Source organism: Glutamicibacter uratoxydans (assembly GCF_050753455.1).
GTDB classification, from domain to species: Bacteria; Actinomycetota; Actinomycetes; order Actinomycetales; family Micrococcaceae; genus Glutamicibacter; species Glutamicibacter uratoxydans_A.
In genome coordinates, this window is sequence record NZ_CP192736.1 from 2,385,602 (window position 1) to 2,402,491 (window position 16,890).

At 57.8% G+C, this 16,890-nt stretch carries 19 protein-coding genes; 1 reads left to right on the forward strand and 18 read right to left on the reverse strand.

Going from position 1 to position 16,890, the window contains the following annotated elements:
• Nucleotides 1-168: 168 nt before the first annotated feature.
• Both ACQQZ8_RS10985 and ACQQZ8_RS10990 read right to left on the reverse strand, forming a co-directional pair.
• Nucleotides 169-1,122, reverse strand: a complete 954-nt coding sequence (locus ACQQZ8_RS10985) for an endonuclease/exonuclease/phosphatase family protein (RefSeq protein WP_431709848.1) — start codon at nt 1,120-1,122, stop codon at nt 169-171.
• 157 nt (nt 1,123-1,279) lie between these two features.
• On the reverse strand, nt 1,280-1,789 hold the full coding sequence (locus ACQQZ8_RS10990; RefSeq protein ID WP_431709849.1) for a VOC family protein: 510 nt from the start codon (nt 1,787-1,789) through the stop codon (nt 1,280-1,282).
• A 69-nt stretch (nt 1,790-1,858) separates the two neighbouring features.
• Between ACQQZ8_RS10990 and ACQQZ8_RS10995 the strand changes: the two genes are divergently transcribed.
• Nucleotides 1,859-2,668, forward strand: coding sequence for a helix-turn-helix domain-containing protein (locus tag ACQQZ8_RS10995; protein WP_431709850.1), 810 nt, complete (start codon nt 1,859-1,861; stop codon nt 2,666-2,668).
• Between the two features lie 180 nt (nt 2,669-2,848).
• On the opposite strand, the gene ACQQZ8_RS11000 is transcribed toward ACQQZ8_RS10995, so the two are convergent.
• The 16 genes from ACQQZ8_RS11000 to fusA form a co-directional block, all read right to left on the reverse strand.
• Complete coding sequence (locus tag ACQQZ8_RS11000; protein ID WP_431709851.1) at nt 2,849-3,106, reverse strand: hypothetical protein; 258 nt, start codon at nt 3,104-3,106, stop codon at nt 2,849-2,851.
• Nucleotides 3,103-3,570: a hypothetical protein gene (locus ACQQZ8_RS11005; RefSeq protein ID WP_431709852.1), complete on the reverse strand. Its 468-nt coding sequence runs from the start codon at nt 3,568-3,570 to the stop codon at nt 3,103-3,105. The genes ACQQZ8_RS11000 and ACQQZ8_RS11005 overlap by 4 nt, the downstream gene beginning before the upstream one ends.
• Nucleotides 3,571-3,761: 191 nt before the next feature.
• Nucleotides 3,762-4,049, reverse strand: a complete 288-nt coding sequence (gene rpsQ / locus ACQQZ8_RS11010) for a 30S ribosomal protein S17 (RefSeq protein ID WP_431709853.1) — start codon at nt 4,047-4,049, stop codon at nt 3,762-3,764.
• Nucleotides 4,049-4,318 carry a 50S ribosomal protein L29 gene (rpmC, locus tag ACQQZ8_RS11015; RefSeq protein ID WP_431709854.1) on the reverse strand — a complete coding sequence of 90 codons (270 nt, stop codon included), beginning with the start codon at nt 4,316-4,318 and terminating at the stop codon, nt 4,049-4,051. The genes rpsQ and rpmC overlap by 1 nt, the downstream gene beginning before the upstream one ends.
• A 2-nt stretch (nt 4,319-4,320) precedes the next feature.
• A complete protein-coding gene (rplP, locus tag ACQQZ8_RS11020) occupies nt 4,321-4,737 on the reverse strand; it encodes a 50S ribosomal protein L16 (protein ID WP_431709855.1) in 417 nt (138 codons plus the stop codon).
• A complete protein-coding gene (gene rpsC / locus ACQQZ8_RS11025) occupies nt 4,738-5,511 on the reverse strand; it encodes a 30S ribosomal protein S3 (protein ID WP_431709856.1) in 774 nt (257 codons plus the stop codon). It lies immediately after the preceding gene.
• Nucleotides 5,512-5,877 (reverse strand): 50S ribosomal protein L22, encoded by a 366-nt coding sequence (gene rplV, locus ACQQZ8_RS11030; protein WP_431709857.1) that lies wholly within the window; start codon nt 5,875-5,877, stop codon nt 5,512-5,514. It abuts the gene before it with no gap.
• Nucleotides 5,878-5,936: 59 nt separating this feature from the next.
• Entirely contained in the window at nt 5,937-6,218 is a 282-nt protein-coding gene (gene rpsS / locus ACQQZ8_RS11035; RefSeq protein ID WP_431709858.1) for a 30S ribosomal protein S19, read from the reverse strand.
• A 12-nt stretch (nt 6,219-6,230) separates the two neighbouring features.
• Nucleotides 6,231-7,070 (reverse strand): 50S ribosomal protein L2, encoded by an 840-nt coding sequence (gene rplB / locus ACQQZ8_RS11040; protein WP_431709859.1) that lies wholly within the window; start codon nt 7,068-7,070, stop codon nt 6,231-6,233.
• Nucleotides 7,071-7,102: 32 nt separating this feature from the next.
• A complete protein-coding gene (rplW, locus tag ACQQZ8_RS11045; protein WP_431709860.1) occupies nt 7,103-7,405 on the reverse strand; it encodes a 50S ribosomal protein L23 in 303 nt (100 codons plus the stop codon).
• Nucleotides 7,402-8,001, reverse strand: a complete 600-nt coding sequence (rplD, locus tag ACQQZ8_RS11050; RefSeq protein ID WP_431709861.1) for a 50S ribosomal protein L4 — start codon at nt 7,999-8,001, stop codon at nt 7,402-7,404. Before rplD ends, rplW begins: the two co-directional genes overlap by 4 nt.
• Before the next feature lie 4 nt (nt 8,002-8,005).
• Entirely contained in the window at nt 8,006-8,656 is a 651-nt protein-coding gene (gene rplC / locus ACQQZ8_RS11055) for a 50S ribosomal protein L3 (RefSeq protein WP_431709862.1), read from the reverse strand.
• A gap of 19 nt (nt 8,657-8,675) precedes the next feature.
• Nucleotides 8,676-8,984 (reverse strand): 30S ribosomal protein S10, encoded by a 309-nt coding sequence (gene rpsJ, locus ACQQZ8_RS11060; RefSeq protein WP_013349689.1) that lies wholly within the window; start codon nt 8,982-8,984, stop codon nt 8,676-8,678.
• Nucleotides 8,985-9,423: 439 nt separating this feature from the next.
• The gene (locus ACQQZ8_RS11065; RefSeq protein ID WP_431709863.1) at nt 9,424-13,131 is read right to left on the reverse strand and encodes a hypothetical protein; all 3,708 of its coding nucleotides are present in this window, start codon (nt 13,129-13,131) and stop codon (nt 9,424-9,426) included.
• Between the two features lie 182 nt (nt 13,132-13,313).
• Nucleotides 13,314-14,504, reverse strand: a complete 1,191-nt coding sequence (gene tuf, locus ACQQZ8_RS11070) for an elongation factor Tu (RefSeq protein ID WP_431709864.1) — start codon at nt 14,502-14,504, stop codon at nt 13,314-13,316.
• 242 nt (nt 14,505-14,746) lie between these two features.
• The gene (gene fusA, locus ACQQZ8_RS11075; protein ID WP_431709865.1) at nt 14,747-16,861 is read right to left on the reverse strand and encodes an elongation factor G; all 2,115 of its coding nucleotides are present in this window, start codon (nt 16,859-16,861) and stop codon (nt 14,747-14,749) included.
• Nucleotides 16,862-16,890 lie beyond the last annotated feature (29 nt).

A 16,890-nucleotide genomic window follows, 5' to 3' on the forward strand; every position in this document is an offset into this window, starting at 1 on the left:
GATTCCAGCCAGCGGCGAGTCTGCATCTGCTGATCGACCCAACTCAATTTTAGTCAGCGCGAACCAACAGTTTCAGCGGAACTTCACACACCCAGCGAACCCCGACGAAATACCTCTACTTTGTCAGCTCTTGGTTTCAGAGGATTGTCTTCTCTGATCATTTTGACTTCACTCAACGCCCAAAGTGGCACTGATTGCCAGATGGTCGGAGCCCTCGACTTTGTGAACAGAGAATTCTGCCACTGCTAGGTCCCGAACCAGAATATGATCGATGCCAATCAGGGAAGAGATTTTCCGGTCTGCTGGCCACGTTGCGGCCGGAAGGAAACCGTCGGCATCGACGAATCCTGTTTTCATGTCACGGAATCCCGGATGGGCCCGCACCGCATTAAAATCACCGGCCAAAATGACTGGAGTGTTGGTCTCTTGGCGGGCCCACGTACCTACTGCTTCGAGGCCCTGCTTCCACCGCTTCGCATCTCCGACTGGCGGATAAATATGAATGCCAGCAACATTGATCAACCCTTGGGGTGTCTGTACTTGCGCTACTGGCAGGGAATACCATCCGGTCTGAGTGGAATCCAGTTCTCGAGTTTTTTCCTTTAGCGAATATTTGGAGAAGATGACGGTATCCCGCTCTCCCCCGTCCACCACTTCTTCGGTCCGATACCCGAAGGCCCCCAGCGCTCCACGTGACTCCAGCTTCCGGTGCAGTTGTTCGCTGCTTTCCACCAGGATCAGTAGATCAGGATCCGCTTTCCCGATCAGCTCAGCCAACGCGGTTGGATCAGCACTAGCCTTCAAGGAATTAAAGGCTAAAACGTTCATACCGTTCTGGCTCGCTTCCGGGTGCACCCCAGCCGGGTTCGTTTGGATTATCGGCATAGTGCCTAGTACTAAGGACAACGCCACGAATCCACTGAATATCCAGTGTCTACGCACTATACCCAGCACCAGCGCCAACACTGGAAGGAGCAAGAGAAACGGCTGGAAGGCTTGTAGCTTGGGTAGCCACCCGCCGGCCAGGAAATCCACGTATGGAAGCAATCCGATGCCCAAACATCCGCTGAGTATGACTCCCCAAGCAAGGCGTGACAACTGTTTACGGGTAGCCGGATGCATTCCCTGAGCTTAGCGGATATAGGCAGATCACCAAGAGCGAAGCGGGTTCGATAGCCAGGGCGCTTTCCCTCTTCGCTAGATCAAATACCCACATCCCCAGCACCGGGTGCAGTATTGACCATACCGTACGTGAGTGCCCAGTAGGCATCTGTTATACCTAAGACTGCTGTTCAGCGGCCCAACGTGCTACCCGTTCTGCACTCTCAGCTTCCGAGAGATCCGCCACCCGGCTCATGATTGACCAGCGCACTCCGTATGGGTCAATAATCGAGGCGAAACGGTCACCTGAAACAAAGTTCGTGACCGGTTCCCGGATTGTGGCCCCTTGGGCTTCGGCACGTGCGAGGATGTCATCGACCTGCGCACAGTACAGGCCCAGGGAATAGCAGGCCTGAGGTGGTGTCGGTGGGGCCACTAGTCCATAGTCCGGGTTTGGCTCGCCCAGCTGCAGTCGTCCCTGACCGAAGTCGAGTTCCGCGTGGACCAAGATGCCACCCATGACGGTGGTGTCCACGATGCGTGCACCGAAGACGTCACGGTAAAACTCGAGCGCGGCGGTCGCGTTCGGGATGGCAAGGAAAGGTGTCAGGCTGGTCGAGCCGTGTGGGATGCCTTTCTCGGTGTGCGTCCCCGTGACACCCTGAGTGGATTCGTTGAGATCTTCCATGCCCCTAACGTAGCCAGTTGTGGCACTCTGAATCTTGTAGATTCACGACAGCTTTTGGGGATGACATTCATGATGGAGATAGGCGATGGTCGAGGGGTGCTGTATCCGGCACGTTTACCGCGCTTTCTGCGCTTGCCTCCACCGAAGTCGCTGGCCGAACAAGTGGGCTGGTTTTGGGTGGTGCGTTGGCAGATCGCTTCTGGGAAAACCTCCCGGCAAGAGCTCTTGCCTTTTCCAATGATGAATCTGGTGATTCAATCCAATGGAGTCAGTCTGTCCGGCCCCACTACCGGGGCTTCGCACCGAGAACTGCGTGAATCTGGGTGGGCGGTGGCCGCACTTGTGTTGCCGGCAGCGGCGCGAGCGTTCGTGCATGAGCCTCGTGACTTATTAGACCGCGAGGTGGACATGGATATGCCACAGTTGCACGGGCACATCTCCAGTCTGATGGATTCGACCGGCCACAATCCCGAAATGGCGGCTACGCAGGTGTTAAGCCTCGGGTTACGTCGGATACTCCCCCAGCCCGAGGAGCAAGGGTTGCTGGCCAATCGCCTGCTTGAGACGATCAACGAATCCCGGGACCTAGTTCGTGTGGAGGATTTGGCTGCCGCCTTGAATCTATCGGTCCGCAGCGTTCAGCGGTTGGCGTTGAAGTACCTTGGGCTGTCACCTTTGACATTGATACGCCGGTATCGGTTGCTGGAAGCAGCTCAGCGGCTGCGTGAAGCCCTTTCGCTAAGCATCGTGCAGCTTGCCGCCGAGCTACAGTACACCGATCAGGCCCACCTTTCCGCGGATTTCCGCAAGGTTTTGGGATTCACTCCGAGCTGCTATCGGCGGCAGTCGAGTGCGGTTCATCCGCCGATTGGTGATTGAGTTGCTCGAATTCAAGCATCTCAGCTACCCCTTGCGAAGGTTCCAAGGCGTGATCTGCAGCTGAGCACATCCACGGAAACACTGCGAAGAACAATCCGATGCACACCTATTCGGAAATCGATGAACCCAGGTGTAGGCGTCCCGGTCAGATGGAAAGGTCTGGGCACGCTAGGGAAATACCTACAATCCATCGCTCCAAGCTTCGGGGTTCTTCTCGGCTAGCGTAGCGAGGATCTGAATACTCCGATCATTTTCTTGTCCCAACCGCCAGTTCAACCCCTGAACAGTCTGAGCTTGGCTAACCATTTCGCGGAACTTTCGGATGGGAATCGGCTTCGTCAGCGGCTCTCCGGCAACCTGTTGGATGATGATGTTGTCGCCGTCGCGCACCAGCTCCATCTCCTCAAGCTGCAGCTCGGAGATCTTGAATCTTTTCACGTTGACCCACCTTGCCCTTCGCTGCCATTATCTCTTAGATCCACAGTCGGCCGGAGGTATGCTGCCAGTTCATCTGAAACGTCTCTAGTAAGCAACCCGGCGACGAACTGGGCTTCAACCCGCCGCACCCGCCACCTGCTCCGATTCCGATACCAGCGCGCGATGTGGTCGCCTAGCGCTTCGTCACCGGTAGGCATTTCCGGCTGGAGCATCTCCAGAATCCGATTACTAATAATAAGGTCATTTGGATCTTTGCTGCGGCGTAGATCCAGTCCATACTGAACCCGCTTCCACCATTGATCTGCTTGATCGACCCGGGAGCGCAAAATATAGGTGGCGACGGCAGCCACCACGCCGACGGCGACCACCAGGTCGGAATAATCCAATAACGTCAGTAGCCAGTTCTTTTCCCCGGCCGTTGCGGTGGTTGCGGCCGCGGCCAGAAAGCCTACTTGCGTGTCCATGTCACCATCATGACATCAGAAGCATCCCCGTGGGGCGGTAAATTCTTCAATGAATTCAAGCGATGCCTCAGCGCCCGGCTGGCTCCAGCCGGGTTAAGGAAATGAGCATAGAAAAACGCCCCGGTGCTCCTAGTGGAGCTATCCGGGGCGTTTTCAGCAATTCACGTTATCCGTGGAATCACCAAGAGGGCTTACTTAGCCTTCTCGACGATCTCCACCAGACGCCAGCGCTTGTCGGCAGACAGCGGGCGAGTCTCCGAGATGATAACCAAGTCGCCAATGCCGGCTTCGTTATTCTCGTCGTGAGCCTTCACGTTCTTGTTGCGACGCATCACCTTGCCGTACAGGGCGTGCTTTACACGGTCCTCTACGTCCACGACGATGGTCTTCTGCATCTTGTCGGAAACCACGTAACCACGGAGGGTCTTGCGGTCGTTACGCTCGGTAGCGTTATCCACACCGTTCTCCTTCTCGCTCATTACTTGGATTCCTTGCCCTTCTTGGTTTCTTCAACCGGGACAACGACTTCCTGACGAATGCCCAGCTCGCGTTCGCGCAGCACAGTGTAGATGCGTGCGATGTCGCGCTTGACAGCCTTCAGATTACCGTGAGTCTCCAGCTGGCCGGTGGCCGACTGGAAGCGTAGGTTGAACAGCTCAGCCTTGGCCTTCTTCAATTCCTCGTTCAGACGAGCATTGTCGTAGCCATCCAAAGCTTCAATGGTTAGGTCCTTTGAACCGATAGCCATTCCTATTCACCACCCTCACGACGCACGATGCGTGCCTTCAATGGCAGCTTGTGGATCGCCAGGCGCAGGGCCTCGCGAGCTACCTCTTCACTAACACCGGAGAGTTCGAACAGAACTCGTCCCGGCTTGACGTTCGCGACCCACCATTCAGGTGAACCCTTACCGGAACCCATGCGGGTTTCGGCAGGCTTCTTGGTCAACGGACGGTCTGGGTAAATGTTGATCCAGACCTTACCGCCACGCTTGATGTGACGGGTCATGGCGATACGAGCGGCTTCAATCTGACGGTTGGTCACGTAGGCCGGAGTCAGCGCCTGAATGCCGTATTCACCAAAGGTTACGGTGGTTCCGCCCTTAGCAGCGCCCGAGCGACCCGGGTGGTGCTGCTTGCGGTACTTCACACGACGTGGGATAAGCATTTAAGCCTCTCCTCCTTCCGCAGCAGCCTTGTTGCGGTCGTTGCGACGACGACGGTCGCCACCACGTGGACGGTCGTTGCCACCGCGGCCACCGCGTGCCGGAGCGGCAGCGGCCTGCTGTGCAGCGAGTTCCTTGGCGGTTACGTCACCCTTGTAGATCCAAACCTTCACACCGATACGGCCGAAAGTGGTCTTGGCTTCGAACTTACCGAAGTCGATGTTCGCGCGCAGGGTGTGCAGTGGCACACGACCTTCGCGGTAGAACTCCTTGCGCGACATTTCGGCGCCACCGAGGCGACCGGAGCACTGCACGCGGATGCCCTTGGCACCTGCACGCATAGCCGACTGCATGGCCTTCTTCATTGCGCGGCGGAAAGCCACACGCGAAGCAAGCTGCTCGGCGATGCCCTGGGCAACCAGCTGGGCTTCGATGTCAGGGTTCTTGACCTCGAGGATGTTCAGCTGAACCTGCTTCTTGGTGAGCTTTTCCAGCTCGCCACGAATGCGGTCGGCTTCTGCACCACGGCGACCGATGACGATACCTGGACGAGCGGTGTGGATGTCCACACGCACACGGTCACGGGTACGTTCGATCTCAACGCGGGCGATGCCAGCGCGGTCCATACCGGTGGACAGCAGCTCGCGGATCTTGACATCTTCCTTCACGTAGTCAGCGTAGCGCTGACCTGGCTTGCTGGAATCAGCGAACCAGTGCGACACGTGATCGGTGGTGATGCCCAGACGGAAACCGTTCGGGTTGATCTTCTGTCCCATTTAGTTCTCCCCACCCTTCTCAGGGGTTGAAACAACCACGGTGACGTGGCTGGTGCGCTTCTTGATCTGGAACGCGCGACCCTGAGCTCGCGGCTGGAACCGCTTCATGGTCGGTCCCTCGTCAACAAACGCTTCGCTGATGTACAGCTCGTCCTCATTGAATGCTTCACCTGCGCGGTCCGCGGCGACACGGGCGTTAGCCACTGCCGATGCGACAACCTTGTACACGGGCTCCGAAGCTGCCTGTGGGGCAAACTTCAGAATTGCCAGTGCCTCGTTGGTCTGCAGACCACGAACAAGGTTGACGACGCGCCGGGCCTTCATAGGCGTAACGCGCAGATGACGCGCGATTGCCTTGGCTTCCATTGCTTTCCTTCTCTCGTCTATCGAAGAAGTGCTAAGCGACACTAGATCCCTCGCGGGGCCTAGCGGCGCTTGCCCTTCTTGTCGTCCTTCACGTGGCCACGGAACGTACGGGTTGGAGCAAACTCGCCGAGCTTGTGACCAACCATTGATTCGGTGACAAACACTGGAATGTGCTTGCGTCCGTCGTGTACGGCGATGGTATGTCCCAACATGTTCGGGATAATCATCGAACGGCGGGACCACGTCTTGATGACGTTCTTGGTGCCCTTCTCGTTTTCAGCCTCGACCTTCAGGAAGAGGTGCTGATCGACGAAGGGGCCTTTCTTCAGGCTGCGTGGCATGTTTCCAGGCTCCTATCGCTTGTTCTTGCCGGTACGACGGCGACGCACAATAAGCTTGTCGCTTTCCTTGTTCGGACGGCGGGTGCGTCCTTCACGCTTACCGTTCGGGTTAACCGGGTGACGGCCACCGGAGGTCTTACCTTCACCACCACCGTGTGGGTGGTCGATTGGGTTCATAACCACACCACGCACGGTTGGGCGAACGCCCTTCCAGCGCATGCGGCCGGCCTTGCCCCAGTTGATGTTGATCTGCTCAGCGTTACCCACTTCGCCGATGGTTGCGCGGCAGCGCACATCAACGTTGCGGATTTCGCCCGAAGGCAAACGCAGCTGAGCGTAGCGACCCTCACGGGCCACCAGCTGGATCGATGCACCGGCCGAGCGAGCCATCTTGGCGCCGCCACCTGGGCGAAGCTCCACAGCGTGGATCACGGTACCAACCGGGATGTTACGCAGTGGCAGGTTGTTACCTGGCTTGATGTCCGCGTTCGGACCTGCCTCAACGGTGTCACCCTGGCCGAGGTGGTTCGGTGCGATGATGTAGCGCTTGGTGCCGTCCACGTAGTGGAGCAGAGCAATACGGGCGGTACGGTTCGGGTCGTACTCGATGTGAGCAACCTTTGCCGGTACGCCGTCCTTGTCGTGACGACGGAAGTCGATCAGACGGTAGGCGCGCTTGTGTCCGCCACCCTTGTGTCGGGTGGTGATCTTACCGGAGTTGTTACGGCCACCAGTCTTGGTAAGTGGACGAACCAACGACTTTTCCGGAGTCGATCGGGTGATTTCTGCGAAGTCGGCTACCGACGAGCCACGAAGGCCCGGGGTAGTCGGCTTGTACTTACGAATTCCCATTTATTCTTATTCCTCGTTAAAGTGGTCTCCGCTTAGGAAAGCGGACCGCCGAAGATGTCGATCGAGCCATCCTTCAGGGTGATGACCGCACGCTTGGTAGCCTTGCGGGATCCCCATCCGAACTTGGTGCGCTTGCGCTTACCTGGCCGATTGATGGTGTTTACGGAATCAACCTTCACGTTGAAGATGGCTTCAACAGCGTTCTTGATTTCCGACTTGTTCGAACGTGGGTCAACCAAGAAGGTGTACTTACCTTCGTCGATCAGACCGTAGCTCTTTTCCGAAACGACTGGTGCGATGACCACATCGTGCGGAGCCTTTGAGAATGCGCTCACTTGGCTTCCTCCTTCTGAACCAGGGCGTCGAATGCAGCCTTGGTGAAGACCACGTCGTCCGAGACCAGAACATCGTAGGTGTTCAGCTGGTCAACGTACAGGGCGTGAACCTCAACGAGGTTACGAACTGACAGTGCGGCAACGTCGTTAGCGCGATCGATCACCAGCAAGATGTTCTTACGCTCGGTCAACGAACGCAGAGTAGCCAGTGCATCCTTGGTCGAAGGCTTTTCGCCGGAGACCAAGTTTTCGATAACGTGAACGCGATCGTAGCGTGCGCGATCAGACAGAGCGCCGCGCAGTGCAGCAGCCTTCATCTTCTTCGGGGTACGCTGCGAGTAATCACGTGGGGTCGGACCGTGGACAATGCCACCGCCGGTCATCTGTGGTTCGCGGATCGAGCCCTGACGAGCACGACCGGTGCCCTTCTGCTTGAATGGCTTGCGACCGGCACCGGAAACTTCGGCGCGGGACTTAACCTTGTGAGTACCCTGACGCGCAGCGGCCAACTGTGCAACAACAACCTGGTGCAACAGTGGAACGTTGGTCTGGACGTCGAAGATCTCTGCAGGCAGTTCTACATTAAGCTTAGACATTTACTTATGCTCCCTTCACGGCGGTGCGTACCAAAACGACGCGGCCGCGGGCGCCTGGAACGGCACCCTTGATCAACAGGAGGTTCTTCTCAGCGTCGATAGCGTGAATGGTCAGGTTCTGCGTGGTAACACGCTCTGCACCCATGCGACCGGCCATCTTCTGTCCACGGAAAACGCGACCTGGGGTCGATGCGCCGCCGATGGAACCTGGCTTGCGGTGGTTCTTGTGAGCACCGTGGGAAGCGGAAGCGCCAGCGAAGTTGTGACGCTTCATGACGCCGGCGAAGCCCTTACCCTTAGAGGTACCAACGACGTCGACCTTCTGGCCGGCTTCGAAGATCTCTACGGACAGTTCCTGGCCTGCAGCGTAATCGGCTGCATCCTCGGTGCGCAGTTCTACCAGGTGGCGACGGGGAGTTACACCAGCAGCTTCGAAGTGACCAGCCAATGGCTTGGTTACCTTGCGTGGGTCGATCTGGCCGTAGCCGATCTGAACCGCTGCGTAGCCATCACGGTCAGCGTTGCGCAGCTGGGTGACAACGTTGCTGTCAGCCTGAACTACGGTCACTGGGATCAGGTTATTGTTCTCGTCCCAAACCTGGGTCATGCCGAGCTTCGTGCCCAGCAGGCCCTTGACATTACGGGTTGCGGTCATAGTTCTCTCAGCACCTCCCCTAAAGCTTGATTTCGATGTTGACATCCGCTGGCAAGTCAAGACGCATCAGCGAGTCAACGGCCTTCGGGGTCGGATCGACGATGTCGATCAGACGCTTGTGCGTGCGCATTTCGAAGTGCTCACGGCTGTCCTTGTACTTGTGTGGCGAACGGATAACGCAGTACACGTTCTTTTCCGTTGGCAGCGGCACTGGGCCGACCACGGTTGCGCCTGCGCGCGTTACCGTCTCAACGATTTTCCGTGCTGAAACGTCAATGACCTCGTGGTCATACGACTTCAGCCGGATGCGGATCTTCTGTCCCGCCATGGCGTCACGCCTCTTTCTGATAGCACTATCTACATTTACTGTGCCTATACGGGCCCTTACGGACCGGCACGCCTAACACTGCGACTGAATCCGGATCAGATCCGGGTTCCTCACCCGCAGGCGGCTCCGACCCCCGCGGTCGGGCGTGTCGTACAAATTTTTGTCACGACCGTCCCCTCGACGTTCACACGAAGTGCGGGAATCCAAAGTCATTCGATCCAGTTGTATCGTTCCCGAACCCCAGGCATTATCCTGAGTGAGTGCCGATCCCGGTCGTTTCGAAATCAATTTTCTGCTCTTTCGAGCAGCTGGCTGCAATGAAGCAACTTATCTAGTGTGACAGGTGCACCCCCACCCGCGCAAATCTTTTGGACCCCCAAACCCAGGTGATCTTCGACTCAGCACGTTAGCTGTGATGCCGATAACCCGCGGTGCTCGGCTATTTGGGGGTCTTCTCCACCTTCATCAACTTGAATATGGCCAACGCAATCAATCCTGCGGCCAGCAGCGCCAGGAGTAGGAAGGCATAGTTGCGCAGGAACCAGATCACCGCCGCGGTGATCGCGATGGCCGCCCACCAAATGAAAATTTTCTCTTCGCGGATCAACCCAAAGACTAGCAGCGCGACGAAGAACAGCAGGATCAGCATTTGCACCAGAGTACTCGTGCCAGTCAGGCTCAGCACTTCAGAGAATGTGGCTAACCCGGCGGCCGCGATCAGCCACCCTGTGCTCAGCTGCGCACGGATGCGCAGGTGACGCAGGCCAATTCCGGCACAAACTGTCGCGAAAACCAACACGATAGCCACCAGATCGAGCGGCCCTAAAAGTACCTGATAACTGCGGGCAGCAAGGGCAACGCTCAACAAGATGATTCCATCGGTTCCATGATGACCCCAGCGCTGCGGTAGTTCATGTAAGCGAACCAAGGTGGCTATCAGCAAGATCAACACCCCACCACCCAGGACCGCGAGAGATCCCTCGGAGCGTTGCTGAGCGTTGACCAGCAAATGCGCGTTGAGGCCGGCGACTGTCCCGGCGCTGAGCATGGCGGCATAGTAGATCCGCGAGGCCGCACCGACCGCACCGGGTTCGCTTCGCACAGTCACTGGATAGGCCGGTACCGGATCAGTAAAGCGTCCGTGTAAGAGCGCGGTGATCAACAGCAGCAAGGCCGCAGCGAACATGGCCCAGCTCAGATCCAGTGCGTGCGCTTGCCCCATGCTGGGGCGCGCTGCCAAGGTAAGCCACCCGGTGTAGGAAGCTGCTATGCCGCTTACCGCTGCCGGCAGGGCGAACCACGCAGTGTGTCGAGTATGCACCAGCAGTCCCAGACACAACGCCCCGAGGATCAACGCCGTGGCCAGCCACCCGGTCGTGTGCTGAGAAGCGAGCAATGTGAACCAAGGAACGGCCAGAGCCACGAGTCGCAGCTGCGAGTGGCTAGTATTTGCCCGTTGCCGATATTCGTTGAGCGCAGCTATCACTACCAACGCGACCAGGATCCATTGCACTGTGCCTTCATTCCACAGTGTGCTGCGGATCCATCCGGTGAATGGGTTCATGGCTGTCGCGCCGACCAGAGCTAATGCCACCTTGCCCAGAATCTCGGGGAGCAACAACCATTGCCGGTAGGTTTTGGTCTTCAACCCCTGGTGCGCCAGTAACGCGTAGCCGATCCAGGCGACTAGCCCCAAGATCAGAGTTCCGCGGTCCGCGCGTGCTAAGTCCAGCGCATAGCCGCCGAGGATCAGTGGAACCATCACCAACAATCCCAGAGTGATGATTTCCAGCTCTCGACTAAGCCCGTTAGCACGGCGGATCCGCAGCGCAAGTCGCATGCCTTGTGGCAACAGCACGCTGAGCAACAGGACGGCGAGCTGGCCGTGATAATCCACTTCGAAGTACCACAGCATCCACCACGTCGCTGCGGTGAAGTGCAGTTGCGCTAATGCTGCATAGGCGATCTTCCACAGCGAATCCGTCATACGCAGTAGTACGCTGCCAAGGAATAGCAGGTGGGCCAGGGCGACTAGGGGCGCTAGCCACCAGAAGTCGGCCCGCAGCGACAGCCCAAATGTCAGGGCCAAGGCCAGGAGTGTGGCACCATGCAGCACCGCATCGGGTCGGGTGCTGGCAAATTTCTGCTGAACCCAACCGAAGGTCAGAAGCACCGGGACGGTGGCCAGTAACAAGATCACTGACCATGTCTGATATTCGAGGCTGAACAGGTTCTCGATACCGCTACTCCGGCGCTCCCCCATGAACCGGGTTTGGGCGATGATCAAAAGTAGCAGCCCGATACTGGTCAATGCGCGTGCCAGATAGTGGGTACGCTGTGCAGCCGAGCGCCATGCGTGACGCAGCACACGCAGGTTGCGTAAGAACAGCAGTGCACAGACGAGCCAGATTCCCACGAGAGCAGGCATGAGTTGCTCGAAGCGGGAGCCTCCGGTGAGCAAGTGCCCGGTCTGGGTGAGTTTTGCACCGACGAGCAGCAAGAGCAGCCAGCGTAGCTGAGCTGCAGCTCGGGCCAGTGCCACCGGCTTGCGTTTTGCGATGAGGCTAAAGCCAATCACCGCAATGGTCAGGGCGGGCAGTGGCCGCCACCACGACTGCACCTGTTCAAAAGCGGTCAGTGCCGCCAAGGCGAGCAACACACCAGGTTCGAGCCGGCCGCCCTGTCGCGATACCCAAATCACGAGCCCCATGGCCGCCGGGATCAACAACAAGGTCACCCACCAGGTGCCATCGGGTGCACCAGAGGCGGCCAGATAGAGCAGCAGGATGGAGCCTAATGCCAGGGCCCAGAGGATGAGCCGCTCGATCCGGAACCACAGGCCACTGATACCAAATGCGTGGCGATATGGCTCGGCAAATCTGGTGAGCAGAATGCCTTGTCCGACCAAGAGCAGGACGAGGGCGAGGAACAGCATTTCTAGCTCAGCGTCCAGATAGTCCAGAGCGGCCACCACACTGAGTAGGGCGAAGAGGCGTGCTACGGCAAAGTGCAGACCACGCCGTTCCTGGTTTAGCCGGGTGGTGAGCAGATAGTGCGCACTGAGCAGTAGGAATGTCCAGAACAGTTCGCGGGAGCTCAGGTCGAAAAGCATTACCAACGAGATCAAAAAGACCAGTGGCGGTAAAAGGTTAATACTGGTGGCAATGGCTTGATAGAAGAGTGACTCATGCAAGGTGCGGCTGCGCAGCATCACTAGTTGTAGTAGCACCGCGCAGGCGAGCAAGCTCACCAAGTAGCTGAACACGCCTTGTTGGATCATCGCCCCGGATGACATGGCAGTTGAGATCAGAATGAGTACTGCCAACCAAGCGAGGATCCGGGAGCGCAATTTGATGGTCGCGTAGCCGAAAGCCAGCGTACCTATGACTGACAAGATCAGCCAGGTAGCGGTAGCTGATACCGCCACGGTGTTGTACGTGGCGATCGCGCACAGTGGGAGCAATGCCAGCCCGGTTCCAGCAAAGGCGGCAGCCGCTGGTTGCAGGGTGGTTTTCACTCGGTGAACGATCAGCCCGCCGGCGTAGAAGGCTCCGGCGACCAAGCAGAGCCCCACGAGTTTGGCAACCGGTGGCAGCGCAAAGCTGAGGAATAATGCGCCGGCGGCCACCAAGAGCAGCGCCGCCACATAAAGCGTGATGTTAATGTTTCGAAGCGCCCGAGCTCGCGGATCGAGTTCGGCTTTGGCCTGTGGGAGCTGCGGTGCTGGCAGTTGCGGAGTTTGTCCCTGCAGTGCTCCGCGTTCGGCCAGCTGTGGCCGCATAAACGGCAGGCCACTACCAGTGTTGGCCGGTGGGGTGGCTACCGGTTCCGCGGCACTGCGGGTATCGGTTGCGCCTACCGTGGCGGCTGGCTCAGCAGGTTCTGTTGCCTGCGGCCTGCGGCTGGCTGGCGGTGCGTCAGTTCTCGGTCGGTCAGCGTAAAGCACTGGTCCATGCTCAGCCTGTGGCCCGGTCCGCGACTGAGTTTGCCGCTCAACCCGTTGCTGCCAGTACGCCGTGGCACTGTCATACCCTTTTTGCCAGGCTTCGCCCAATACTTGATCGCTGGGGGCTTTCTTCCGCCCCATGCGCAAACCCAGCGCAAAGGCGGCAACAATCAACAGCAAAGCCAGAATTACCTCGCCCACACAACCCCCTCATGTGCCACGTGTTCGTCCGTTTGTGGCCTCCACATCCCTAATTAAACCACTCTTTAGATTTATTAGGTGGGCTAAAACACTGGACGATGACAAAAATCCCCGCGGATTCCTAAGAATCCACGGGGATTTTTGACGCTTAGACCAAGTGGTCTAGATCAGTAAGTCGAGACTTACTTGTTGATCTTGGTGACGCGGCCCGAACCAACGGTGCGGCCGCCTTCACGGATAGCGAAGCCGAGGCCCTCTTCCATGGCGATTGGCTGGATCAGCTCAACCGACATTTCGGTGTTGTCGCCTGGCATAACCATCTCGGTGCCTTCTGGCAGAGTGATAACGCCGGTGACGTCGGTGGTGCGGAAGTAGAACTGTGGGCGGTAGTTCGAGTAGAACGGGTTGTGGCGGCCGCCTTCGTCCTTGGACAGGATGTAGACGTTAGCCTCGAAGTTGGTGTGCGGGGTGATCGAGCCTGGGGCTACGATAACCTGGCCGCGCTCAACATCTTCGCGCTTCAGACCGCGAAGCAGCAGACCACAGTTCTCGCCTGCCCATGCTTCGTCGAGCTGCTTGTGGAACATCTCGATACCGGTAACGGTGGTCTTCTGGATTGGGCGGATGCCAACAATCTCAACTTCCGAGTTGATGGCCAGGGTGCCACGCTCGGCGCGACCGGTTACAACGGTACCGCGGCCGGTGATGGTGAAGACGTCTTCAACTGGCATCAGGAATGGCTTGTCGCGGTCGCGAACTGGCTCTGGGATGTACTCGTCAACGGCATCCATCAGATCTTCGATGGCCTTGGTCCAAGTTGGATCGCCTTCCAGAGCCTTCAGGCCGGAAACGCGGACAACTGGAGCATCGTCACCGTCGAAGCCCTGCGAGGACAGAAGTTCACGAACTTCCATCTCCACGAGCTCCAGCAGTTCCTCGTCCTCAACTACATCGGACTTGTTCAGTGCGACCAGCAGGGTAGGAACGCCAACCTGGCGAGCCAGCAGAACGTGCTCGCGAGTCTGGGCCATAGGACCGTCGGTTGCTGCAACCACCAGGATAGCGCCGTCCATCTGGGCAGCACCGGTGATCATGTTCTTCACGTAGTCAGCGTGACCTGGGGCGTCAACGTGTGCGTAGTGACGCTTTTCGGTCTGGTATTCAACGTGGGAGATGTTGATGGTAATACCGCGCTGGCGCTCTTCCGGTGCCGAGTCCACCGAAGCGAAGTCGCGCTGCTCGTTCAGGTCCGGGTACTTGTCAGCAAGCACCTTGGAGATGGCGGCAGTCAACGTGGTCTTACCGTGGTCAACGTGACCGATGGTGCCGATGTTGACGTGCGGCTTAGTCCGCTCGAACTTTGCCTTTGCCACAGGTTCCTCCTAGAAACATTTACAGAAGACATTCTTCGTTTGCGCGTTTCGCAAACGAACTGGAATCAGTCTACTGGGGGCATGGATAAAAATGAAAATTTCGGTCCTCTGCGGGTCCCACATGTGATGGATCCCTCGTTGGCCGTTTGCGAGGCCAGTTTCAAAGGTTTTGAAGCTGGCCTCGCGATCGGCCACTCCCCCACACGGGCGGGGTCACGGCCAAGTGTTTGTGCCTGAAGCGATTACTCGCCGCGGGCCTTCTGAATGATCTCGTCGGCAACAACCTTCGGGACTTCAGCATAGGTCGAGAAGACCATCGAGTACACTGCACGGCCCTGGGTCTTCGAACGCAGGTCACCAATGTAACCGAACATCTCAGACAGTGGCACAGCAGCGCGGATGACCTTCACACCCGCAGCGTCGGACATTTCCTGGATCGCACCACGGCGCGAGTTCAGGTCGCCGATAACGTCGCCCATGTACTCTTCCGGGGTACGAACCTCAACGGCCATCACTGGTTCGAGTAGGATTGGGTTGGCGCGACGTGCACCTTCCTTGAATACCTGCGAACCGGCGATCTTGAACGCCATTTCCGAGGAGTCAACATCGTGGTAGGCACCGTCAATGAGGGTTGCCTTCACGCCGACCATTGGGTAGCCGGCCAGGATACCGAACTGCATGGCGTCCTGGATACCAGCGTCAACCGACGGGATGTATTCACGAGGCACACGACCGCCGGTGACGGCGTTCTTGAACTCGTAGATTACACCGTCGACAACTTCCAGAGGCTCGAAGGAGACCTGGACCTTTGCGAACTGGCCCGAACCACCGGTCTGCTTCTTGTGGGTGAAGTCAACCTTCTCCACGGCCTTCTTGATGGTTTCGCGGTAAGCAACCTGTGGCTTACCAACGTTTGCTTCCACGCGGAATTCGCGCTTCATGCGGTCCACCAGAATGTCCAAGTGAAGTTCGCCCATGCCGCCGATTTCGGTCTGGCCAGTTTCTTCGTTCAGGGACACGGTGAAGGTTGGGTCTTCTGCCGACAGCTTCTGGATAGCGGTCGACAGCTTCTCCTGGTCACCCTTGGTCTTTGGTTCGATGGCCACGAAGATCACTGGATCTGGGAAGGTCATCGACTCAAGAACGATTGGGTTCGCTGGGTCGCACAGGGTGTCACCGGTGGTGGTGTCCTTCAGGCCGATCACAGCGTAGATGTGACCTGCGTGAATTTCATCAACAGGGTTTTCCTTGTTGGCGTGCATCTGGAACAGCTTACCGATGCGCTCGCGCTTCTGCTTGGTGGAGTTCAGCAGCTGTGCACCGGAAGCAACCTTGCCGGAGTACACGCGGATGAAGTTCAGCTGACCAAAGAATGGGTGAGCGGCGATCTTGAAAGCCAGAGCCGAGAATGGTGCATCCTCGGTTGGTTCGCGAGTCAGCTCAACTTCTTCATTCTTTGGATCGTGACCGGTCATCGCGCCAACATCCAGTGGGTTTGGCAGGTAATCGATGACAGCGTCCAGCATTGGCTGCACACCGCGGTTCTTGAAAGCCGAACCACAGAAGACTGGGTAAGCTTCGCCGGCGATGGTCAGGGCGCGGATACCGGCCTTGATCTCGTCGATGGACAGCTCTTCACCTTCGAGGTACTTCTCCATGAGGTCTTCGGATGCCTCGGCGACATCTTCAACCAGCTTGGCACGGTACTCTTCGGCCTTTTCCTGCAGGTCTGCAGGAATTTCGCGAGTCTCGTAGTTTGCGCCCATGGTAACGTCGCCCTTGGCGTCGCCTTCCCAGACGAATGCCTTCATGGTCAACAGGTCAACCACGCCGACGAAGTCGGACTCGGCACCAATTGGCAGCTGCATAACCAGCGGCTTGGCGCCCAGGCGGTTGATGATGGTGTCTACGGTGAAGTAGAAGTCAGCGCCCAGCTTGTCCATCTTGTTGACGAAGCAAATGCGTGGAACGTTGTACTTGTCGGCCTGGCGCCATACAGTCTCGGACTGCGGCTCCACGCCTTCCTTGCCGTCGAACACAGCAACGGCGCCGTCAAGCACGCGAAGCGAGCGCTCCACCTCAACGGTGAAGTCAACGTGGCCGGGGGTGTCGATGATGTTGATCTGGTTGTTGTTCCAGAAGCAGGTCACGGCCGCGGAGGTAATGGTGATACCGCGTTCCTTTTCCTGTTCCATCCAGTCGGTGGTTGCGCCACCATCGTGGGTTTCACCGAGCTTGTGGTTCACACCCGTGTAGAAAAGGATGCGCTCAGTAGTAGTGGTCTTACCGGCATCAATGTGAGCCATAATGCCGATATTGCGGACCTTGTTCAGGTCAGTAAGCACGTCCTGTGCCACGTTGTCTCCCTAAAAGGTGAGGCAAGGTA

Excerpts from the sequence above, each read along its gene's own strand:
- ACQQZ8_RS10985 (WP_431709848.1), bottom strand. The coding sequence starts at position 1,122 with ATGCATCCGGCTACCCGTAAACAGTTGTCACGCCTTGCTTGGGGAGTC.
- ACQQZ8_RS10990 (WP_431709849.1), bottom strand. The coding sequence starts at position 1,789 with ATGGAAGATCTCAACGAATCCACTCAGGGTGTCACGGGGACGCACACC.
- ACQQZ8_RS10995 (WP_431709850.1), top strand. The coding sequence starts at position 1,859 with ATGATGGAGATAGGCGATGGTCGAGGGGTGCTGTATCCGGCACGTTTA.
- ACQQZ8_RS11005 (WP_431709852.1), bottom strand. The coding sequence starts at position 3,570 with ATGGACACGCAAGTAGGCTTTCTGGCCGCGGCCGCAACCACCGCAACG.
- rpsQ (WP_431709853.1), bottom strand. The coding sequence starts at position 4,049 with ATGAGCGAGAAGGAGAACGGTGTGGATAACGCTACCGAGCGTAACGAC.
- rpmC (WP_431709854.1), bottom strand. The coding sequence starts at position 4,318 with ATGGCTATCGGTTCAAAGGACCTAACCATTGAAGCTTTGGATGGCTAC.
- rplP (WP_431709855.1), bottom strand. The coding sequence starts at position 4,737 with ATGCTTATCCCACGTCGTGTGAAGTACCGCAAGCAGCACCACCCGGGT.
- rpsC (WP_431709856.1), bottom strand. The coding sequence starts at position 5,511 with ATGGGACAGAAGATCAACCCGAACGGTTTCCGTCTGGGCATCACCACC.
- rplV (WP_431709857.1), bottom strand. The coding sequence starts at position 5,877 with ATGGAAGCCAAGGCAATCGCGCGTCATCTGCGCGTTACGCCTATGAAG.
- rpsS (WP_431709858.1), bottom strand. The coding sequence starts at position 6,218 with ATGCCACGCAGCCTGAAGAAAGGCCCCTTCGTCGATCAGCACCTCTTC.
- rplB (WP_431709859.1), bottom strand. The coding sequence starts at position 7,070 with ATGGGAATTCGTAAGTACAAGCCGACTACCCCGGGCCTTCGTGGCTCG.
- rplD (WP_431709861.1), bottom strand. The coding sequence starts at position 8,001 with ATGTCTAAGCTTAATGTAGAACTGCCTGCAGAGATCTTCGACGTCCAG.
- rplC (WP_431709862.1), bottom strand. The coding sequence starts at position 8,656 with ATGACCGCAACCCGTAATGTCAAGGGCCTGCTGGGCACGAAGCTCGGC.
- rpsJ (WP_013349689.1), bottom strand. The coding sequence starts at position 8,984 with ATGGCGGGACAGAAGATCCGCATCCGGCTGAAGTCGTATGACCACGAG.